Genomic DNA, 15310 nt, shown 5'->3' on the forward strand with positions numbered 1-15310 from the left:
TCGTAACTTTTTGTGAAAAGTAAGCGATTGGAAAGCGAATTTGTGGTCAATTATTTTTAGTTCATTTTATTAATTCCTATTTTTGTTCTCTTAACTAATAAAAAAGCAAAATGGCACACAACATAAAACCGGGAGTTGCAACCGGAGATCAGATTCAAGAAATATTTAATTATGCAAAAGAAAAAGGATTCGCTTTACCAGCTGTAAACGTAATTGGTTCCAGCACCATTAATGGTGTTTTAGAAACCGCTGCAAAATTAAAAGCTCCGGTTATTATTCAATTTTCAAACGGTGGTGCTTCTTATAATGCCGGAAAAGGACTTTCAAATGAAGGACAACGAGCTGCAATTTTAGGTGCTGTTGCCGGTGCAAAACATATTCATACTTTGGCAGAGGCTTATGGTGCTACAGTTATTTTACATACTGACCATTGTGCAAAAAATTTACTTCCTTGGATTGACGGATTATTAGATGCTTCTGAAAAGCATTTTGCTGAAACAGGAAAACCATTGTTTTCTTCTCACATGATTGATTTATCGGAAGAACCATTGGAAGAAAATATTCATATCTGCAAGGAATACTTAGCTAGAATGAGTAAAATGGGAATGACTTTAGAAATTGAATTAGGTGTAACCGGAGGTGAAGAAGACGGTGTGGACAATTCAGATGTAGATAGCTCAAAACTATATACACAACCGGAAGAAGTAAGCTATGCGTATGAAGAATTGATGAAAGTGAGTCCGAAATTTACCGTTGCTGCTGCTTTTGGTAATGTTCATGGCGTTTATAAACCTGGAAATGTAAAATTGACACCTATCATTTTGAAAAACTCTCAAGATTATGTGCAAAACAAATTCAACACCGGTCACAACCCGATTGATTTTGTTTTCCATGGAGGTTCAGGTTCTACATTAGAAGAAATAAGAGAGGCCATTTCGTATGGTGTTGTAAAAATGAATATTGATACTGATTTACAGTTTGCCTTTACGGAAGGAATTCGCGATTATATGATCGGTAAAATTGATTATTTACGCACACAAATCGGCAGTCCGGACGGTGCAGATTCTCCAAACAAAAAACATTACGATCCAAGAAAATGGATTCGCGAAGGTGAAGTAACGTTCAACAAACGTTTGGAACAAGCTTTTGCAGATCTAAATAACGTAAATACTTTATAAAAATTTGTTTCAAGTTTCAGGTTTAAAGTTTATAACCTGAAACTTGAAACCTGAAACACTATAACCTTAAACTAATAAAAATGGCTTGGTTTAAACGAACAGAAAAAGGAATTCAAACTCCTACAGAAGATAAAAAAGATGTTCCAAAAGGACTTTGGTATAAATCACCCACCGGAAAGATTATTGACCAAGATGAATTGGCTAGAAATTTATGGGTAAGTCCTGATGACGATTTTCATGTTAGAATTGGTAGCAAAGAATACTTTGAAATCTTATTTGACAACAATGAATTCAAAGAATTGGATGCCAAAATGACGTCTAAAGATCCTTTGCATTTTGAGGACACCAAAAAATATGCCGACCGCTTAAAAGAGGCATACAGCAAAACCGGATTAAAAGATGCCGTTCGCACTGCTGTAGGTAAATCAAAAGGAAAAGATTTAGTGGTTTGCTGTATGGATTTTGCTTTTATCGGTGGATCAATGGGTGCAGTTGTGGGAGAAAAAATAGCAAGAGGAATTGATTACTCCATTAAAAACAACGTTCCTTTTATAATGATTTCTAAATCAGGAGGTGCCAGAATGATGGAAGCAGCGTATTCCTTGATGCAATTAGCCAAAACCTCAGCCAAATTAGCACAATTAGCCGAAGCTAAAATACCTTATATTTCATTGTGTACCGACCCCACTACGGGTGGAACAACTGCCTCGTATGCTATGTTAGGCGACATTAACATTGGTGAACCGGGAGCTTTAATTGGTTTTGCGGGACCTCGAGTAGTAAAAGACACAACAGGAAAAGATTTACCGGAAGGATTTCAAACTTCTGAGTTTTTGTTAGAACATGGATTCTTGGATTTTATCACACACCGAAAAGAATTAAAAGACAAAGTAAATCTCTATTTAGATTTGATTTTGAATGACGATATTAGATAAAATGAAATCCCGAGCAATCGGGATTTTTTTATGATTTTTTTACTTTGATATTTACATTCCACTCCTTATCGCTTCCACCGGATCTAGTTTTGAAGCGGAAACTGCGGGTACGATTCCTGAAATAAGCCCGATAATACCCGCTAAACCGGCACCAAGCATCATATTGCCAAAACTCAACACAAATTCAAAATCAAGAGCTTTGGATAGTCCCATGGCAATGAGCCACACCAACACTAACCCGATAATTCCACCAATCACGGAAAGGATTACGGCTTCAAATAAAAATTGAAACAAAATGAATCTGTTTTTGGCTCCTAATGATTTTTGAATACCAATGAGATTAGTACGTTCTTTTACCGAGACAAACATAATGTTGGCAATACCAAAACCACCTACTAAAAGGGAGAAACCGGAAATAATCCATCCCACCACATTCATTTGTCCTACAATGCCGTCTATCATATCGGTAAAACCAGATAACACATTGATGAAAAAGTTATCCTCATCGGCGGCTTTTAATCCTCGATAATTTCTTAATTTTTGGGTAATTTCCCCTTTAAAACCCTCCATATCAATTCCTTTTTGAGGTTTGATAAGAATGGCAGGCGTAATCATATCATTGTTTTCACCGTATAATCGTCTGATAAAATTCATGGGGATGAAAACTGCATTGTCGCGGCTGTCGCCAAAGGTTGAGAATCCTTGCTTTTGGGTCACACCAATTACCGTGAATCGTTGACCATATAACCTTACTTTTTTTCCAATGGCTTGTTCGTTATTATCAAAAAGCCCTTTTGCTACTTCATAACCAATGATGATTACACCTGTTCCGGCATTGGATTCAGCTTCGTTAAAAAACCTTCCTTGTTCAATTTTGATCCCGTCAATTCCGTCAAACTCATCGGTTGTTGGTGTAACGCGAACAGCACTCACCGTTTGGTTTTCAAATTTTATGTTTTCGTTACGGGTAAACAGATTAAAAGCCATTTTATCCACTCCATTCAATGATTTTTTTAAATAATCATATTCGTCATACGTTACATTAGGGAATTGTTCTCTTTTCCATCTCGGTACTTCTGAAGGTCCGAATGAAAATTTTAAAAGATACACCGTGTTTTTGTCTAAATCGCCTAAATCTGCTTTTATTTTTTGGTCTAAAGAATCTACGGCAGCCAGCACTGCAATAATCGAAAAAATTCCGATGGTTACTCCCAATAACGATAAAAAGGTACGCAATTTATTGTTTCGCAACGCATTCATTGCAAAATTGAAACTTTCTTTGAGTAATCGTAGGTAGAGCAGCATTTTTAGTTTTGTGAAAGTAAATATTATAATTGGTAGTTGAAATTGGGAAAATGTTACAGTTTTTTTGGTGTTTTTTGTCCTGCTATGCAGGAGAATCCTATTTCGACTGCGTCTTCTTGCGGATTGACAAAAAAGGGAATGGGTTTTGTGTCTTGCTTTACAAGAGAATGCTTCGCCAGTTCTCTTTCGCTCGTGTCCTATTTCGACTGCGTCTTCTTGCGGATTGACAAAAAAGGTGGTTGAGCGGATTGAAAAAAAATAGAAAAAAGTAATCTTGAATTTCTTTGAAAGTTAGGTGGACAAATAGTACTTTTGCCCCTTCTAAACAACAACACAATGACAACTACAAAAACCATTCAATCAGCTTTAATTTCAGTGTTTGACAAAACCGGGTTAGCACCCATTGTTGAGCAACTACATCAACAAAATGTAACGCTTTATTCAACCGGAGGAACCGAAGAATTTATTAAAAATTTAGGTATTCCTGTTGTTCCGGTAGAAGAAGTAACTTCTTATCCTTCTATTTTGGGAGGAAGAGTAAAAACACTTCACCCGAAAGTTTTTGGTGGTATCTTAAATCGTCAAGACCATCCTAGTGATGTGGAAGAAATGAAAACGTTTGAAATTCCGCAATTGGATTTGGTGATTGTGGACTTGTATCCGTTTGAAAAAACGGTTGCTTCGGGAGCTTCAGAAGCAGATATTATTGAAAAAATTGACATCGGTGGTATTTCATTGATTCGTGCTGCTGCTAAAAATTTTAAAGATACAGTAATTGTTGCCTCGGTAAACGAATACGATTATATTTTAGAAATGATTACTACTCAAAATGGAGTGACAACATTAGAGCAAAGACGTCATTTAGCCACGAAAGCTTTTCATGTCTCTTCGCATTATGATACGGCTATTTTTAACTATTTCAATACTGATGAAACGGTTTACAAAGCAAGTATTGACAATGGTCAAGTGCTTCGATATGGTGAAAACCCACATCAAAAAGGTTATTTCTTTGGCGATTTTGAACAAATGTTTACCAAATTACACGGAAAAGAATTGTCGTATAACAATTTATTAGATGTTGACGCAGCCGTTAATTTGATTTTAGAATTTAAAGATAACGACCCGACTTTTGCTATTTTAAAACACAACAATGCTTGTGGTTTAGCAACAAGAAGTTCAATGAAGCAAGCATATTTGGATGCATTGGCCGGTGACCCAACTTCTGCATTTGGCGGAGTTTTGATTGCAAATGGAAAAATTGATACGGCTACCGCAATGGAAATCAACCAACTGTTTTGCGAAGTAGTTATAGCTCCCAGCTATGAAGATGAAGCCGTAGCTATTTTACAAGAAAAGAAAAACCGAATTATTTTAGTTCAACACGATGTTGCTTTACCTGAAAAACAAGTGAGAACTTGTTTAAACGGTTTGTTGGTTCAAGATAAAAACAATATAACAGACAATAAAAAAGGTTTAACAACCGTTACTTTAACAACACCTTCATCACAAGAGATTGACGACTTGCTTTTTGCATCAAAAATTTGCAAAAACACCAAATCCAACACGATTGTTTTCGCTAAAAACGGACAATTATTGGGTTCAGGAACCGGTCAAACTTCTCGTGTTGATGCGTTAAAACAAGCCATTGAAAAAGCCAATTCGTTTGGTTTTGATTTGCGAGGTGCTGTGATGGCCAGTGATGCATTTTTCCCTTTTCCGGATTGTGTTGAAATTGCCCACCATGCCGGAATTACGGCTGTTATTCAACCCGGTGGCTCAATAAAAGACGAATTGAGTATTAACTATTGTAATGAAAATAAAATTGCAATGGTATTTACAGGAACACGTCATTTTAAACATTAATTTTTATACCTTTGCACGTTAGATTATTATAAACCTGATTAACCCTAAACAAACGTATGGGATTTTTTGATTTCATGACCGAGGACATCGCGATTGACCTTGGTACCGCCAACACTTTGATTATCCACAATGACAAAGTTGTAATTGATTCACCTTCTATTGTTGCCCGTGACAGAATTACGGGTAAAATTATTGCCGTTGGTAAGGAGGCGAATTTGATGCAAGGTAAAACACATGAAAACATAAAGACCATTCGACCGTTAAAAGACGGGGTTATAGCTGATTTTGATGCGTCTGAAAAGATGATCAGCATGTTTATCAAAAGCATTCCGGCTTTAAAAAAGCGTTTGTTTACTCCTGCACTTCGCATGGTCGTATGTATTCCTTCCGGTATTACAGAGGTAGAGATGCGTGCGGTAAAAGAATCGTGTGAAAGGGTAAATGGTAAAGAAGTTTATTTGATTCACGAACCTATGGCAGCGGCTATTGGTATTGGCGTGGACATCATGCAACCAAAAGGAAACATGATTGTGGACATTGGAGGAGGAACCACAGAAATTGCGGTTATTGCCTTGGGTGGAATTGTGTGTGACAAGTCGGTAAAAATTGCCGGTGACGTTTTCACAAATGATATCGTATATTACATGCGTACGCAACACAACTTGTTTGTGGGAGAAAGTACCGCTGAAAAAATAAAAATTGAAATTGGAGCTGCGATTGAAGAATTAGACACTCCACCGGATGAAATGTCGGTACAAGGGCGAGATTTATTAACCGGAAAACCAAAACAGGTAGATGTTTCCTACCGTGAAATTGCGAAAGCATTAGACAAATCAATTCAGCGTATTGAAGATGCGGTGATGGAAACCTTATCACAAACACCTCCTGAATTAGCGGCCGATATTTACAACACCGGAATTTATTTAGCCGGAGGTGGTTCGATGTTGAGAGGATTAGACAAACGTATTTCATTGAAAACCGATTTACCGGTTTATATTGCTGAAGATCCGTTGAGAGCAGTAGTTCGCGGAACGGGAATTGCTTTGAAAAACATTAACCGATTCAGAAGTATTTTAATAAAATAATTCGGTTTACGCGAAATTTTTAGTCACAAACTGAATCGTTGAAGTATGCAGCAGATATTTGTATATATATTTAAAAACAGCACTAAGTTGCTGTTTTTGTTGCTTTTACTTATTTCTGTTTTCTTAACAATACAATCACATTCTTTCCATAAAAGCCAAGTGATTACGTCTGCCAATTTTGTTTCGGGTGGCGTATATAAACGTATAAATGCTGCAAATGAATACCTCAATCTAAAAACAGAAAATGAGGGTTTAGCAAAAGAAAATGCACGTTTAAAAAGTTTACTTTTCAATAAAAAGGACAGTTTGATTGATGACAGCAAAAATTTACCTGCTGAGTTATCTACTTATAAAGTAATTCAATCAAAAATTATCAATAATTCGTATGGTGTTCATGAGAATTTTTTAACCATCAATTCAGGAAGCAAAGAAGGTGTTAAACCGGACATGGGAGTTTTGAACAGTAAAGGAATTATTGGTATCGTTGAACATACTTCAAAAAATTATGCCACCGTGATTAGTGTGTTGAACATCAAATCGCAGATTAATGCCAAAATCAAGAAGACCAATCATTTTGGTACGTTGACTTGGAATGGAAAAAACACCGGCTATGTTCAATTGATTGACGTTCCGAGATTGGCAACAGTGAAAAAAGGCGATACGATTGTAACAGGAGCCCAATCCATTATTTTTCCGGAAAATATCAATATTGGTACTATTCATAAAATTTATACCGACAATAAAACGAATTACTTTACGATAGATGTGAAGCTGTTTAATGATATGACGAGTTTAGGGCATATTTATATTGTGGAGAACAAACACCGAAAAGAAATTTTAGCCTTAGAAGCCAAAAACAAAGATGAATAGTACGCTATTGATAAATATCGCCCGTTTTATAATCTTGATTCTAGCTCAAGTGGCTTTTTTCGACAAAATTAATTTTTTGGGTTATATCAATCCTTATCCCTATATTTTATTTATCATCTTATATCCGGTAAATGCAAACAAAAATGGCTTATTATTGGCTAGTTTTTTATTGGGTTTAACGATGGATATGTTTAATAATTCAGGAGGAGTACATGCCGCATCATGTGTAACTTTAGCCTATTTAAGACCTTCCTTTTTTAGATTTGCTTTTGGGTTAAGTTATGAATATCAAACCGTCAAAATTAATGAACGATTGACACCTGAGCGGTTTTCGTTTATTTTAATTTCCATATTAACGCATCATATCGTTTTCTTTTTACTGGAAATTTTCCGATTTAGTTTTTTTTGGAATATTTTGTTTAGAACCGTTTTGAGTACTATCTTTACACTATTGCTTTGCATTTTAATCATTTACATGTTTAAACCTGCCAAAAATTGAGAAAAGCTATTCTTCCCGGAATTATCATTTTTGCCACTGTTGCCATTTTGGCAAGGCTGTTTTATTTGCAAATCATTGATGACGAATACAAATTAAAGTCGGATAACAATGCCATTAAAATTGTGTATGATTATCCGGAACGCGGCTATATTTATGATCGTAATGGAAAGCTTTTAGTAGCCAATCAGCCTTCGTATGACGTAATGGTTGTTCCCAGAGAGATTAAAAATCTTGATACATTGAAATTTTGTGAATTGCTGAGCATCACTAGAGAAGAGTTTGATAAAAAACTAAAAAAAGCTATCGTTTACAGTCCACGATTGCCCTCTGTCTTTCTTCCGCAATTGAATAAAAAAGAGTATGCTGCTTTTCAGGAAAAAATCAGAAAATTTGAAGGATTTTATATCCAAAAACGTTCCTTAAGAGATTATCAGGTGAATGTTGGAGCCAATGTTTTTGGGTTTATCACCCAAGTTAATCCGGCTATGATTGAAAAAAATCCTTATTATAAAAGCGGTGATTTAATTGGTAAGCAAGGAGTTGAAGAATTCTATGAGGAGTTTTTAAGAGGACGAAAAGGTGTAAAATACATTCAGAGAGATAAATTCAACAGAGAAATTGGGCCTTATAAAGAAGGAATTTTTGATACCATATCAAAACAAGGAGACGATGTAACCCTTTCACTTGATATTGAACTTCAAAAGTATGGCGAATTATTAATGAAGAACAAACGTGGTGGAATTGTTGCTATTGAACCCAAAACGGGTGAAATATTGGCTTTGATTTCTGCTCCATCGTATGACCCTGCTTTATTAGTTGGTAGAATGCGTTCAAAAAATTATACCGCACTCTATAATGATAGTATTGCAAAACCCTTATATGACAGAGGTTTATTGGCAGAATATCCTCCGGGTTCACCTTTTAAAATATTGACTGCCTTAATTGGATTACAAGAAGAAGTGATTGATCCGCAAACCAGTTTTTTTTGCCGAAGAGGATTCAGTTATGGAAATCGATTCATGAAATGTCACGATTCCGGCCCTTCGCAATTGAATGATGGCATTTATAAATCGTGTAATACCTATTTTGCGAATGTGTATTTAAAAACCATTCAAAAATATCCCAAACCGGCTTATGGTGTTGATGCGTGGAGTAATCATTTAAAAAGTTTTGGCTTAGGCAATTTTATGGGATATGATTTGCCTCCGGGACGAAGAGGACATATTCCTACCTCAAAGTTATATGACAAATACTACTCTGCCGGTGGTTGGAAAGCTACTACAATTATATCCAACTCAATTGGACAGGGAGAGGTTTTAATGACGCCCATACAATTGTGTAACGTGATGTGTGCTGTCGCCAATCAGGGGTATTATTACACCCCTCACGTAATAAAAAAGATCAAAAATCATACGATTGATAAAAAATTTACTACCAAACATATTACGACCATTGATAAACAATACTTCCCGGAAGTGATCAACGGTTTATTTGATGTGTATAACAAAGGAACTGCTTCACGATTACGAGTAGAAGGATTAGAAATTTGCGGTAAAACAGGAACTGCAGAAAACTTTACTAAAATTGACGGTAAACGCGTTCAGTTGACCGACCACTCTATTTTTGTTGCTTTTGCACCGAAAGACAACCCAAAAATTGCTATTGCAGTATTTGTAGAAAACGGATATTGGGGAGCACGAATTGCCGGACCGGTCACTACTTTAATGATTGAAAAATACCTGAAAGGTAAAATTACAAGAACTGATTTAGAGAAAAGAATGCTCGAATACAGTTTGGAAAGCGAATATGCAAAAGTATTAAGTGGACAACCTTTTTCAATTAATCGATAATGAAAAATCAAAGTGTAACCAGCAATTTAGATTGGACAACGGTATTGATTTATTCAACATTAGTCATAATGGGATGGATCAATATTTTTTCCACTTCCATTCCGATTGAATTTACCACTTTTGATTTTGGAGGTTATTATGGTAAACAAATGATTTTTATTTTGTTATCCATTCCTTTAATCATTGTTATATTATCGATTGATGCCAAAATTTACGAAAAATTTTCCTTTGTATTTTATATTTTGGGCATATTGCTTTTAATGGGACTTTTCGTTTTTGGTAAAACGGTCAAGGGGCAAACCAATTGGTATGGTATAGGTTCTTTTGGTTTTCAACCTTCTGAGTTCATGAAAACAGGAGTTTCTTTATTGTTAGCCAAATACCTCAGCGATGCTCAAGTATTTTTAAAAAACACAAAATTTCAACTTATCGGCTTTGCAATTATTGGATTCCCTGTATTGTTAATTTTACTCCAACCGGATGCCGGAAGTGCGATGATTTTCTTGTCTTTAATTTTAGTATTGAACCGAGAAGGATTACCGGAATGGTATCTATGGACGGGTTTTATAGCTGTTGTATTATTTTTTGCTGCTTTATTGATAGAACCACTCTATATCATTGGTGCAATTATACTTTTGATGATTTTTCATTATTTACGAGCCAGAAGAATTGATAGAAATCCTATTGCCTATTTAGTGGTTTTTGTGGCTTCTACCCTTTTTATACTTTCTGTTGACTTTGTATTTGACAACGTATTAGAACCGCATCAAAAAGACCGTATTAATGTTTTGTTTAGTGACAATGTAGATTTAAAAAATGAAGGATACAATTTGAATCAATCGATGATTGCCATTGGTTCGGGCGGATTGATAGGAAAAGGATTTATGGAAGGAACCCAAACCAAAGGTGGATTTGTACCGGAACAGCATACCGATTATATCTTTACCACGGTTGGAGAAGAATGGGGATTTGTGGGTTCTACCGTAGTGATTCTATTGTTTGTGACACTTTTGTTTCGCATTATTTATTTGGCTGAGCAACAAAAAACAAAATTCAGCAGGGTGTACGGGTATTGTGTGGCCACTATTTTATTTACACACTTCTTTGTGAATATTACCATGCTGATTAAGCTTTTCCCAACGATTGGGGTGCCACTACCCTTCTTTTCGTATGGTGGTTCGAGTTTGTGGTCGTTTACTATTTTGTTGTTTGTCTTTTTAAAATTGGATGCCAATAAAGTAAATGAATGGTAGTTTACTTTAACGTCAGTTCTACCCAAACCGGAAAATGATCAGAAGGATATTTACACTCGTAACTATCCGTAAGTACGGTATATTTATGAATTTCAACTTTTTCTTTGGACACAAAAATATGGTCAATTTCTTTTTCTTTTGGAACCGGTTGATGAAACGCAAAAGCATTAAATGTTCCACCTTCATTGTATTTTAACTTGGCGTGATGTTTTGAATGCCAATAGTGATTAGATAAAAACTGTAATGGCTCAGCCGTAGGTTCCAAATTGAAATCACCCATAAGGATTATCGGAACGTGTTGGGAATTTACTTCTGTTATTTTTTGATGAATTAATTGAGCACTTTTGCTTCTGGCTACTTCGCCCACATGGTCAAAATGGGTATTGAACACATAAAACATCTTGTTTGTTTTTTTGTCTTTGAATAAACCGAACGTACAAATTCTATTGAGTGCTGCATCCCATCCTTTTGCGACTTGATTAGGCGTTTCAGAAAGCCAAAACGTTTCATACGAGAGTAATTCAAACCGTTCTTTTTTGTAAAAAACAGTGCTGTGCTCACCATTTTGATGACCGTCTCTCCCTTGACCGAAAGCACCATAGTTGGTGAGTGCATTTTTTAAAAAGTCAACCTGATGGGGCAATCCTTCTTGAATACCAAAAATATCCGGTTCATGAAAGTGTATCAATTGAGCTACCTTTTCTTTTCGGTTGGGCCAACTGTTTTCTCCGTCACTTGTTACGTCTAAACGGATGTTATAGGTCATTAGGGCTATTTCCTGAGCTTGAAATTGAGTGGTTAGAAAAAGAATGATGTATAAATATGCTGTTTTCATACTCCTTTATTTAAAACTCCATTCTTTATAATCCTTACTTTCTTCTATTTTCTTTTCAACGTCATCCGGAAGTTGATGAAAAAAATCAATTCCGGTACGTTTTTCCAGTTCATCAATGGATACGACGAAGGAATAAAGTGGTTGTTCACTGTTTTCATGTGGTACTAAAAAAGCGATGGCCCGTAACTTATCACCGGCATTTCGCAATAGTACTTTATAAAAGGCATTGGGCACTGAAACCTCTTCTTTCCCTATGGTTTTTAAATTGGGTTCTAAAACTCCTCCGGTTACGACAAATAAGCCATCGTATTTATCGGCCCAATACCGTACTTTTTGTTCCAATCGGTTCCACACTCCGGCATTGAAATCCGGTTTTTGTGGTGAAATATTTGAGGTATAAAAAGTATCGTCATAGGCTTGTTTGGAAAATTTCATGTCGCCAGCCGGACACAAATGCCCTTTGTCATACCCTGAATTTCGGTAATTTCGCCAGTCGGCAGAAGCGGTTTGTACTTTTGGGTCTTCCACAAAATAAGGGCGTTTAAAATCGGAAGTAGAAGAACTATTGGGTTGCAATTGATAGGCCACCCATTCTGCTTGCTCGTGTTCCTCATGATAGGAAAGTGTGTAATAATTGTGGTGAATGATTTGGTTGGTTGTGGAAGTCGGGAAAAAATCATTTGCTTTCCCAACTTTCTTTTCTTTGGGAACTTCAACTTGTACACCCTTTTCTTCTTGTGTAAAGTTACCATACTCTCTACAGGCTAATTGGAAGACAATGAGTGAGCATACAATCCATCTACCAAGGTATTTCTTCATATAAAACAATCATAAAATTTACAAAGCGGAAAGATAATTACTACCTTTGTAAAGGTATTAAAAAAGCACTTCTTTTTTATAGTTCTAATTTGTTTAATTAAAAATCACTTTCCATGAAGACAACTATTTATATTTTTTCATTCTTCTTTTCAATTGTTTTTTGCCAGGCACAAGAAACAAAAACTACACTTTCTGATAGTTTAATCTCAACAAAAGTGCCTGTTATGGAAGAAAAAAGTGTTGAAGAGCAAAAAACAGCTCAAAAAGAGGCCGATAAAGCAAAAAAAGCAGAAGAAAAAGCAGCCAAAGAAGCTGAAAAAGCAGTAAAACAAGCTGAGAAAGAAAAACGTTTGGCTGAAAAACAAGCCAAACAATTGGCTAAAGATCAGAAAAAGCACGAAAAAAAAGTAAAGCAATTTGAAAAACAACAAAAAAGAGTAGCTTCTGCTGAAAAGAGTGTTTCAAAAGCACAAGACAAATTGGCGAAAGAAAAAAAATCACTTCAAAAAAACATGGAGAGCCTTGAAAAGAAAAAAAGAAAAGGTAAATTAAGTGAGATTGAAGTTGAAAAAGAGAACATCAAAATCAGTAAACAGCAAATTAAAGTTAAAGAATTAGAGAAATCTTTAGAAAACGCACAGAAAAAATTAGTAAAAACCAGAGGATAAATTTTGAAAACCACGCTGTAAAAAGTGTGGTTTTTTTTGCTTTATCTAAAGCTTTTCGCTTCAGGATGAAACCTTTTTGCTTGATTCTAACAATTAAAAATTCTATATTTGAAATAAAAAAGTCTTTGTAAGAACTATAAATTTAATCCAAAAGGAATTTATTGTAAAATTTAACGAAAGGATTTTAGCAGTAGCTAAGGTTTTTTAAATTATTAATATTTAATTAAATCATCAATGTTATATGTTTTTGGAGCATATGGTTCAGATTCTAAATCTGATGCATGAAATATTATCCGCTTATTACCTTTTATTTTTTTGCTTAATTCTACTTGTGTCATAATGTCAATATTAGGGTCACCTTTTATTTCAATATTCTGGCTAACTCTAATATATTTTGTACCATTACTTTTTGTAATTCTTAAAACCCTGTAATCTAAAAAGTCTTTTGAAAAAGAATTTGACTGAATAATAATTTTTGATAATGCATTTGAACAAAGTAATCTCATTTCAAACTCTTCTTTAGTTTTTAAAATTAAAAGTAAATTGTATTCATTACAATTTTCTATTTGCACTTCACCTAAACCACCATATCTTTCACTAAATTCTTTCAAAGAACCTAAGTCTTCAAAAGGGCTATTGTTAGTATTTGCGTATTTTAAAAGTATATCTTCCATATTAAAGCTATTAATTTTATTAATACTGTTTTAACAAAGTTACTGAATTAAAAGTATATACCAGTGATATTGACCATCTAATACCTCAGCTCACTTTCTAATTCTTAACTATGTTGCTAGCAGAAAATAAACTTTTATTTCAATTAAAATAAATCATAAGTAGAAGTAAAAACTATAAATTTCTTAATTTAGAAAGACTTCATTCATTATAAACAGCTAGAAAGGATGCATTTGATATCAAGGGTATTAACTTAGTTAAGCTTTTGTTGTCTCTCAACACACTCACTGCCCATTTCAAAACATTAAAGCTTCACTTTAAAATACATCTGACAAGATAAAAGATTAATGAAAACTATTAGCAATTACAAAATGACAAAACTATAAAAATATAGATTTTTTGGTTCTCTCATGTTACAGTTTATATTAAAACCTCTTCGGAATTTAGCCCAAAGAAATGATTTTTAAAAAGTTGACCTTTTTAGTCGTCTGGAATACTTAGCCATAAAAAAGAAGGAAATAGCCCGTAAACACTGACTTTTTTCAAGTCGATTTTTGATGTCCTTTTTTTTATTGAACTATCAAAGTAGCTTGCGTTTTGATGTCCGAAATAAAAAAATGAAACTTTTTTTCTTTGAACACGAACTTTTTGAAATACGAACATATTTATAATAAAAGAAATAATTATGAGTAAAAAACCACATATCAAAATCCCACTTCCAAAATGGACTTGGAAGCAAGTAACAATTACTATTGTTGTCATAATATTGGCTTGTCGTATTGATGCTACTCCTGCTTTAGAATTATTGAAAGCTGTGTTAAAAAGTTGGCTTGCACCATAAAATTATCTTCTATAGCTTTGTAAAAAAACCAAATCTCATGAATGTAACTATTAACATCAACAAAACAGTATCTGAAGTTAACATCATTAAATGTGAAGCAAAAGAGTTAGAACAAATTAACACCATTCTTGATGGTGTAATGATTAACCTAAAAGAAGATGCTGAAATCAAAGAGAAAATAAAAAGCTTTGGTGAAGACAAGTTAAGGAATATAGCTTTAGAACTTTTTAAAGAAAAAATGAAAGAACAAGAACAGGAACAAATAAAAAGTGCTATAGAATTTAGTGAGCAAATTACACAAGCTATGATAAATGGAGTTGTTAAAGGGGCAATGCAAATTGCTAAAGAATTATAACAAAAACATAGAACTTTTAGCCGTAGATGTCTTTTGAGGTACTTTATTCTCCACAAATCCTTTCCTTTAGGTCTGGTAAATAAAATATTTTACTACATTTCAATAATACGAAAATATGAGTAGTTACAATAAATTACATTTTACAAAATGTATTTACTTGTTGTAAAACAACACGATAATATTTTAAACACATAGCAATCATAGGTTGATGCTTTTGGATAACCCTATAAAGAAGTTGTGTTATTTCGAAATTAATAACGCAAAAAAACCGCCCTTTAGAGG

The 15310-nt window shown here is 34.4% G+C and carries 15 protein-coding genes; 11 read left to right on the top strand and 4 right to left on the bottom strand.

Features of this window, described 5'->3' with window-relative positions; all coding sequences use genetic code 11:
* Positions 1-110: 110 nt before the first annotated feature.
* Positions 111-1178 (top strand): class II fructose-bisphosphate aldolase, encoded by a 1068-nt coding sequence (fbaA, locus tag H601_RS0108140; protein ID WP_026711051.1) that lies wholly within the window; start codon positions 111-113, stop codon positions 1176-1178.
* A gap of 80 nt (positions 1179-1258) precedes the next feature.
* The gene (accD, locus tag H601_RS0108145; protein WP_026711052.1) at positions 1259-2113 is read left to right on the top strand and encodes an acetyl-CoA carboxylase, carboxyltransferase subunit beta; all 855 of its coding nucleotides are present in this window, start codon (positions 1259-1261) and stop codon (positions 2111-2113) included.
* A gap of 51 nt (positions 2114-2164) precedes the next feature.
* On the opposite strand, the gene H601_RS0108150 is transcribed toward accD, so the two are convergent.
* Positions 2165-3418, bottom strand: a complete 1254-nt coding sequence (locus tag H601_RS0108150) for an ABC transporter permease (RefSeq protein ID WP_026711053.1) — start codon at positions 3416-3418, stop codon at positions 2165-2167.
* A 336-nt stretch (positions 3419-3754) separates the two neighbouring features.
* On the opposite strand from H601_RS0108150, the gene purH reads away from it, so the two are divergent.
* Genes purH through rodA form a run of 6 tightly spaced genes read left to right on the top strand, consistent with a single transcriptional unit; the run spans position 3755 to position 10838 of the window.
* On the top strand, positions 3755-5281 hold the full coding sequence (purH, locus tag H601_RS0108155; RefSeq protein WP_026711054.1) for a bifunctional phosphoribosylaminoimidazolecarboxamide formyltransferase/IMP cyclohydrolase: 1527 nt from the start codon (positions 3755-3757) through the stop codon (positions 5279-5281).
* Between the two features lie 56 nt (positions 5282-5337).
* Positions 5338-6366 carry a rod shape-determining protein gene (locus tag H601_RS0108160; protein ID WP_026711055.1) on the top strand — a complete coding sequence of 343 codons (1029 nt, stop codon included), beginning with the start codon at positions 5338-5340 and terminating at the stop codon, positions 6364-6366.
* 45 nt (positions 6367-6411) lie between these two features.
* Entirely contained in the window at positions 6412-7236 is an 825-nt protein-coding gene (gene mreC / locus H601_RS0108165) for a rod shape-determining protein MreC (RefSeq protein ID WP_026711056.1), read from the top strand.
* Positions 7229-7735: a hypothetical protein gene (locus tag H601_RS0108170; RefSeq protein ID WP_026711057.1), complete on the top strand. Its 507-nt coding sequence runs from the start codon at positions 7229-7231 to the stop codon at positions 7733-7735. The genes mreC and H601_RS0108170 overlap by 8 nt, the downstream gene beginning before the upstream one ends.
* On the top strand, positions 7732-9585 hold the full coding sequence (gene mrdA, locus H601_RS0108175; RefSeq protein ID WP_026711058.1) for a penicillin-binding protein 2: 1854 nt from the start codon (positions 7732-7734) through the stop codon (positions 9583-9585). Before H601_RS0108170 ends, mrdA begins: the two co-directional genes overlap by 4 nt.
* The gene (gene rodA / locus H601_RS0108180; protein WP_026711059.1) at positions 9585-10838 is read left to right on the top strand and encodes a rod shape-determining protein RodA; all 1254 of its coding nucleotides are present in this window, start codon (positions 9585-9587) and stop codon (positions 10836-10838) included. The genes mrdA and rodA overlap by 1 nt, the downstream gene beginning before the upstream one ends.
* A gap of 1 nt (position 10839) precedes the next feature.
* On the opposite strand, the gene H601_RS0108185 is transcribed toward rodA, so the two are convergent.
* Positions 10840-11673: an endonuclease/exonuclease/phosphatase family protein gene (locus H601_RS0108185; RefSeq protein ID WP_026711060.1), complete on the bottom strand. Its 834-nt coding sequence runs from the start codon at positions 11671-11673 to the stop codon at positions 10840-10842.
* A 6-nt stretch (positions 11674-11679) separates the two neighbouring features.
* Positions 11680-12492 carry a DNA/RNA non-specific endonuclease gene (locus H601_RS0108190; protein WP_035655738.1) on the bottom strand — a complete coding sequence of 271 codons (813 nt, stop codon included), beginning with the start codon at positions 12490-12492 and terminating at the stop codon, positions 11680-11682.
* A gap of 113 nt (positions 12493-12605) precedes the next feature.
* Between H601_RS0108190 and H601_RS16490 the strand changes: the two genes are divergently transcribed.
* Entirely contained in the window at positions 12606-13160 is a 555-nt protein-coding gene (locus H601_RS16490; protein WP_051220701.1) for a hypothetical protein, read from the top strand.
* Between the two features lie 212 nt (positions 13161-13372).
* On the opposite strand, the gene H601_RS0108200 is transcribed toward H601_RS16490, so the two are convergent.
* A complete protein-coding gene (locus tag H601_RS0108200) occupies positions 13373-13834 on the bottom strand; it encodes a hypothetical protein (RefSeq protein WP_026711062.1) in 462 nt (153 codons plus the stop codon).
* A gap of 683 nt (positions 13835-14517) precedes the next feature.
* Here H601_RS0108200 and H601_RS16495 point away from each other — a divergent pair.
* Together H601_RS16495 and H601_RS0108210 are read left to right on the top strand one after the other, a co-directional pair.
* The gene (locus H601_RS16495) at positions 14518-14673 is read left to right on the top strand and encodes a hypothetical protein (protein ID WP_156900368.1); all 156 of its coding nucleotides are present in this window, start codon (positions 14518-14520) and stop codon (positions 14671-14673) included.
* Positions 14674-14710: 37 nt separating this feature from the next.
* A complete protein-coding gene (locus tag H601_RS0108210; protein WP_026711063.1) occupies positions 14711-15028 on the top strand; it encodes a hypothetical protein in 318 nt (105 codons plus the stop codon).
* Positions 15029-15310 lie beyond the last annotated feature (282 nt).

Origin of the sequence: Flavobacterium filum DSM 17961, from assembly GCF_000425465.1 — a bacterium.
Classification (GTDB): domain Bacteria; phylum Bacteroidota; class Bacteroidia; order Flavobacteriales; family Flavobacteriaceae; genus Flavobacterium; species Flavobacterium filum.

Bases quoted from the DNA above. Each gene is read 5' to 3' on its own strand.
- fbaA (WP_026711051.1), top strand. From the start codon at position 111: ATGGCACACAACATAAAACCGGGAGTTGCAACCGGAGATCAGATTCAA.
- accD (WP_026711052.1), top strand. From the start codon at position 1,259: ATGGCTTGGTTTAAACGAACAGAAAAAGGAATTCAAACTCCTACAGAA.
- H601_RS0108150 (WP_026711053.1), bottom strand. From the start codon at position 3,418: ATGCTGCTCTACCTACGATTACTCAAAGAAAGTTTCAATTTTGCAATG.
- purH (WP_026711054.1), top strand. From the start codon at position 3,755: ATGACAACTACAAAAACCATTCAATCAGCTTTAATTTCAGTGTTTGAC.
- H601_RS0108160 (WP_026711055.1), top strand. From the start codon at position 5,338: ATGGGATTTTTTGATTTCATGACCGAGGACATCGCGATTGACCTTGGT.
- mreC (WP_026711056.1), top strand. From the start codon at position 6,412: ATGCAGCAGATATTTGTATATATATTTAAAAACAGCACTAAGTTGCTG.
- H601_RS0108170 (WP_026711057.1), top strand. From the start codon at position 7,229: ATGAATAGTACGCTATTGATAAATATCGCCCGTTTTATAATCTTGATT.
- rodA (WP_026711059.1), top strand. From the start codon at position 9,585: ATGAAAAATCAAAGTGTAACCAGCAATTTAGATTGGACAACGGTATTG.
- H601_RS0108185 (WP_026711060.1), bottom strand. From the start codon at position 11,673: ATGAAAACAGCATATTTATACATCATTCTTTTTCTAACCACTCAATTT.
- H601_RS0108190 (WP_035655738.1), bottom strand. From the start codon at position 12,492: ATGAAGAAATACCTTGGTAGATGGATTGTATGCTCACTCATTGTCTTC.
- H601_RS16490 (WP_051220701.1), top strand. From the start codon at position 12,606: ATGAAGACAACTATTTATATTTTTTCATTCTTCTTTTCAATTGTTTTT.
- H601_RS0108200 (WP_026711062.1), bottom strand. From the start codon at position 13,834: ATGGAAGATATACTTTTAAAATACGCAAATACTAACAATAGCCCTTTT.
- H601_RS16495 (WP_156900368.1), top strand. From the start codon at position 14,518: ATGAGTAAAAAACCACATATCAAAATCCCACTTCCAAAATGGACTTGG.
- H601_RS0108210 (WP_026711063.1), top strand. From the start codon at position 14,711: ATGAATGTAACTATTAACATCAACAAAACAGTATCTGAAGTTAACATC.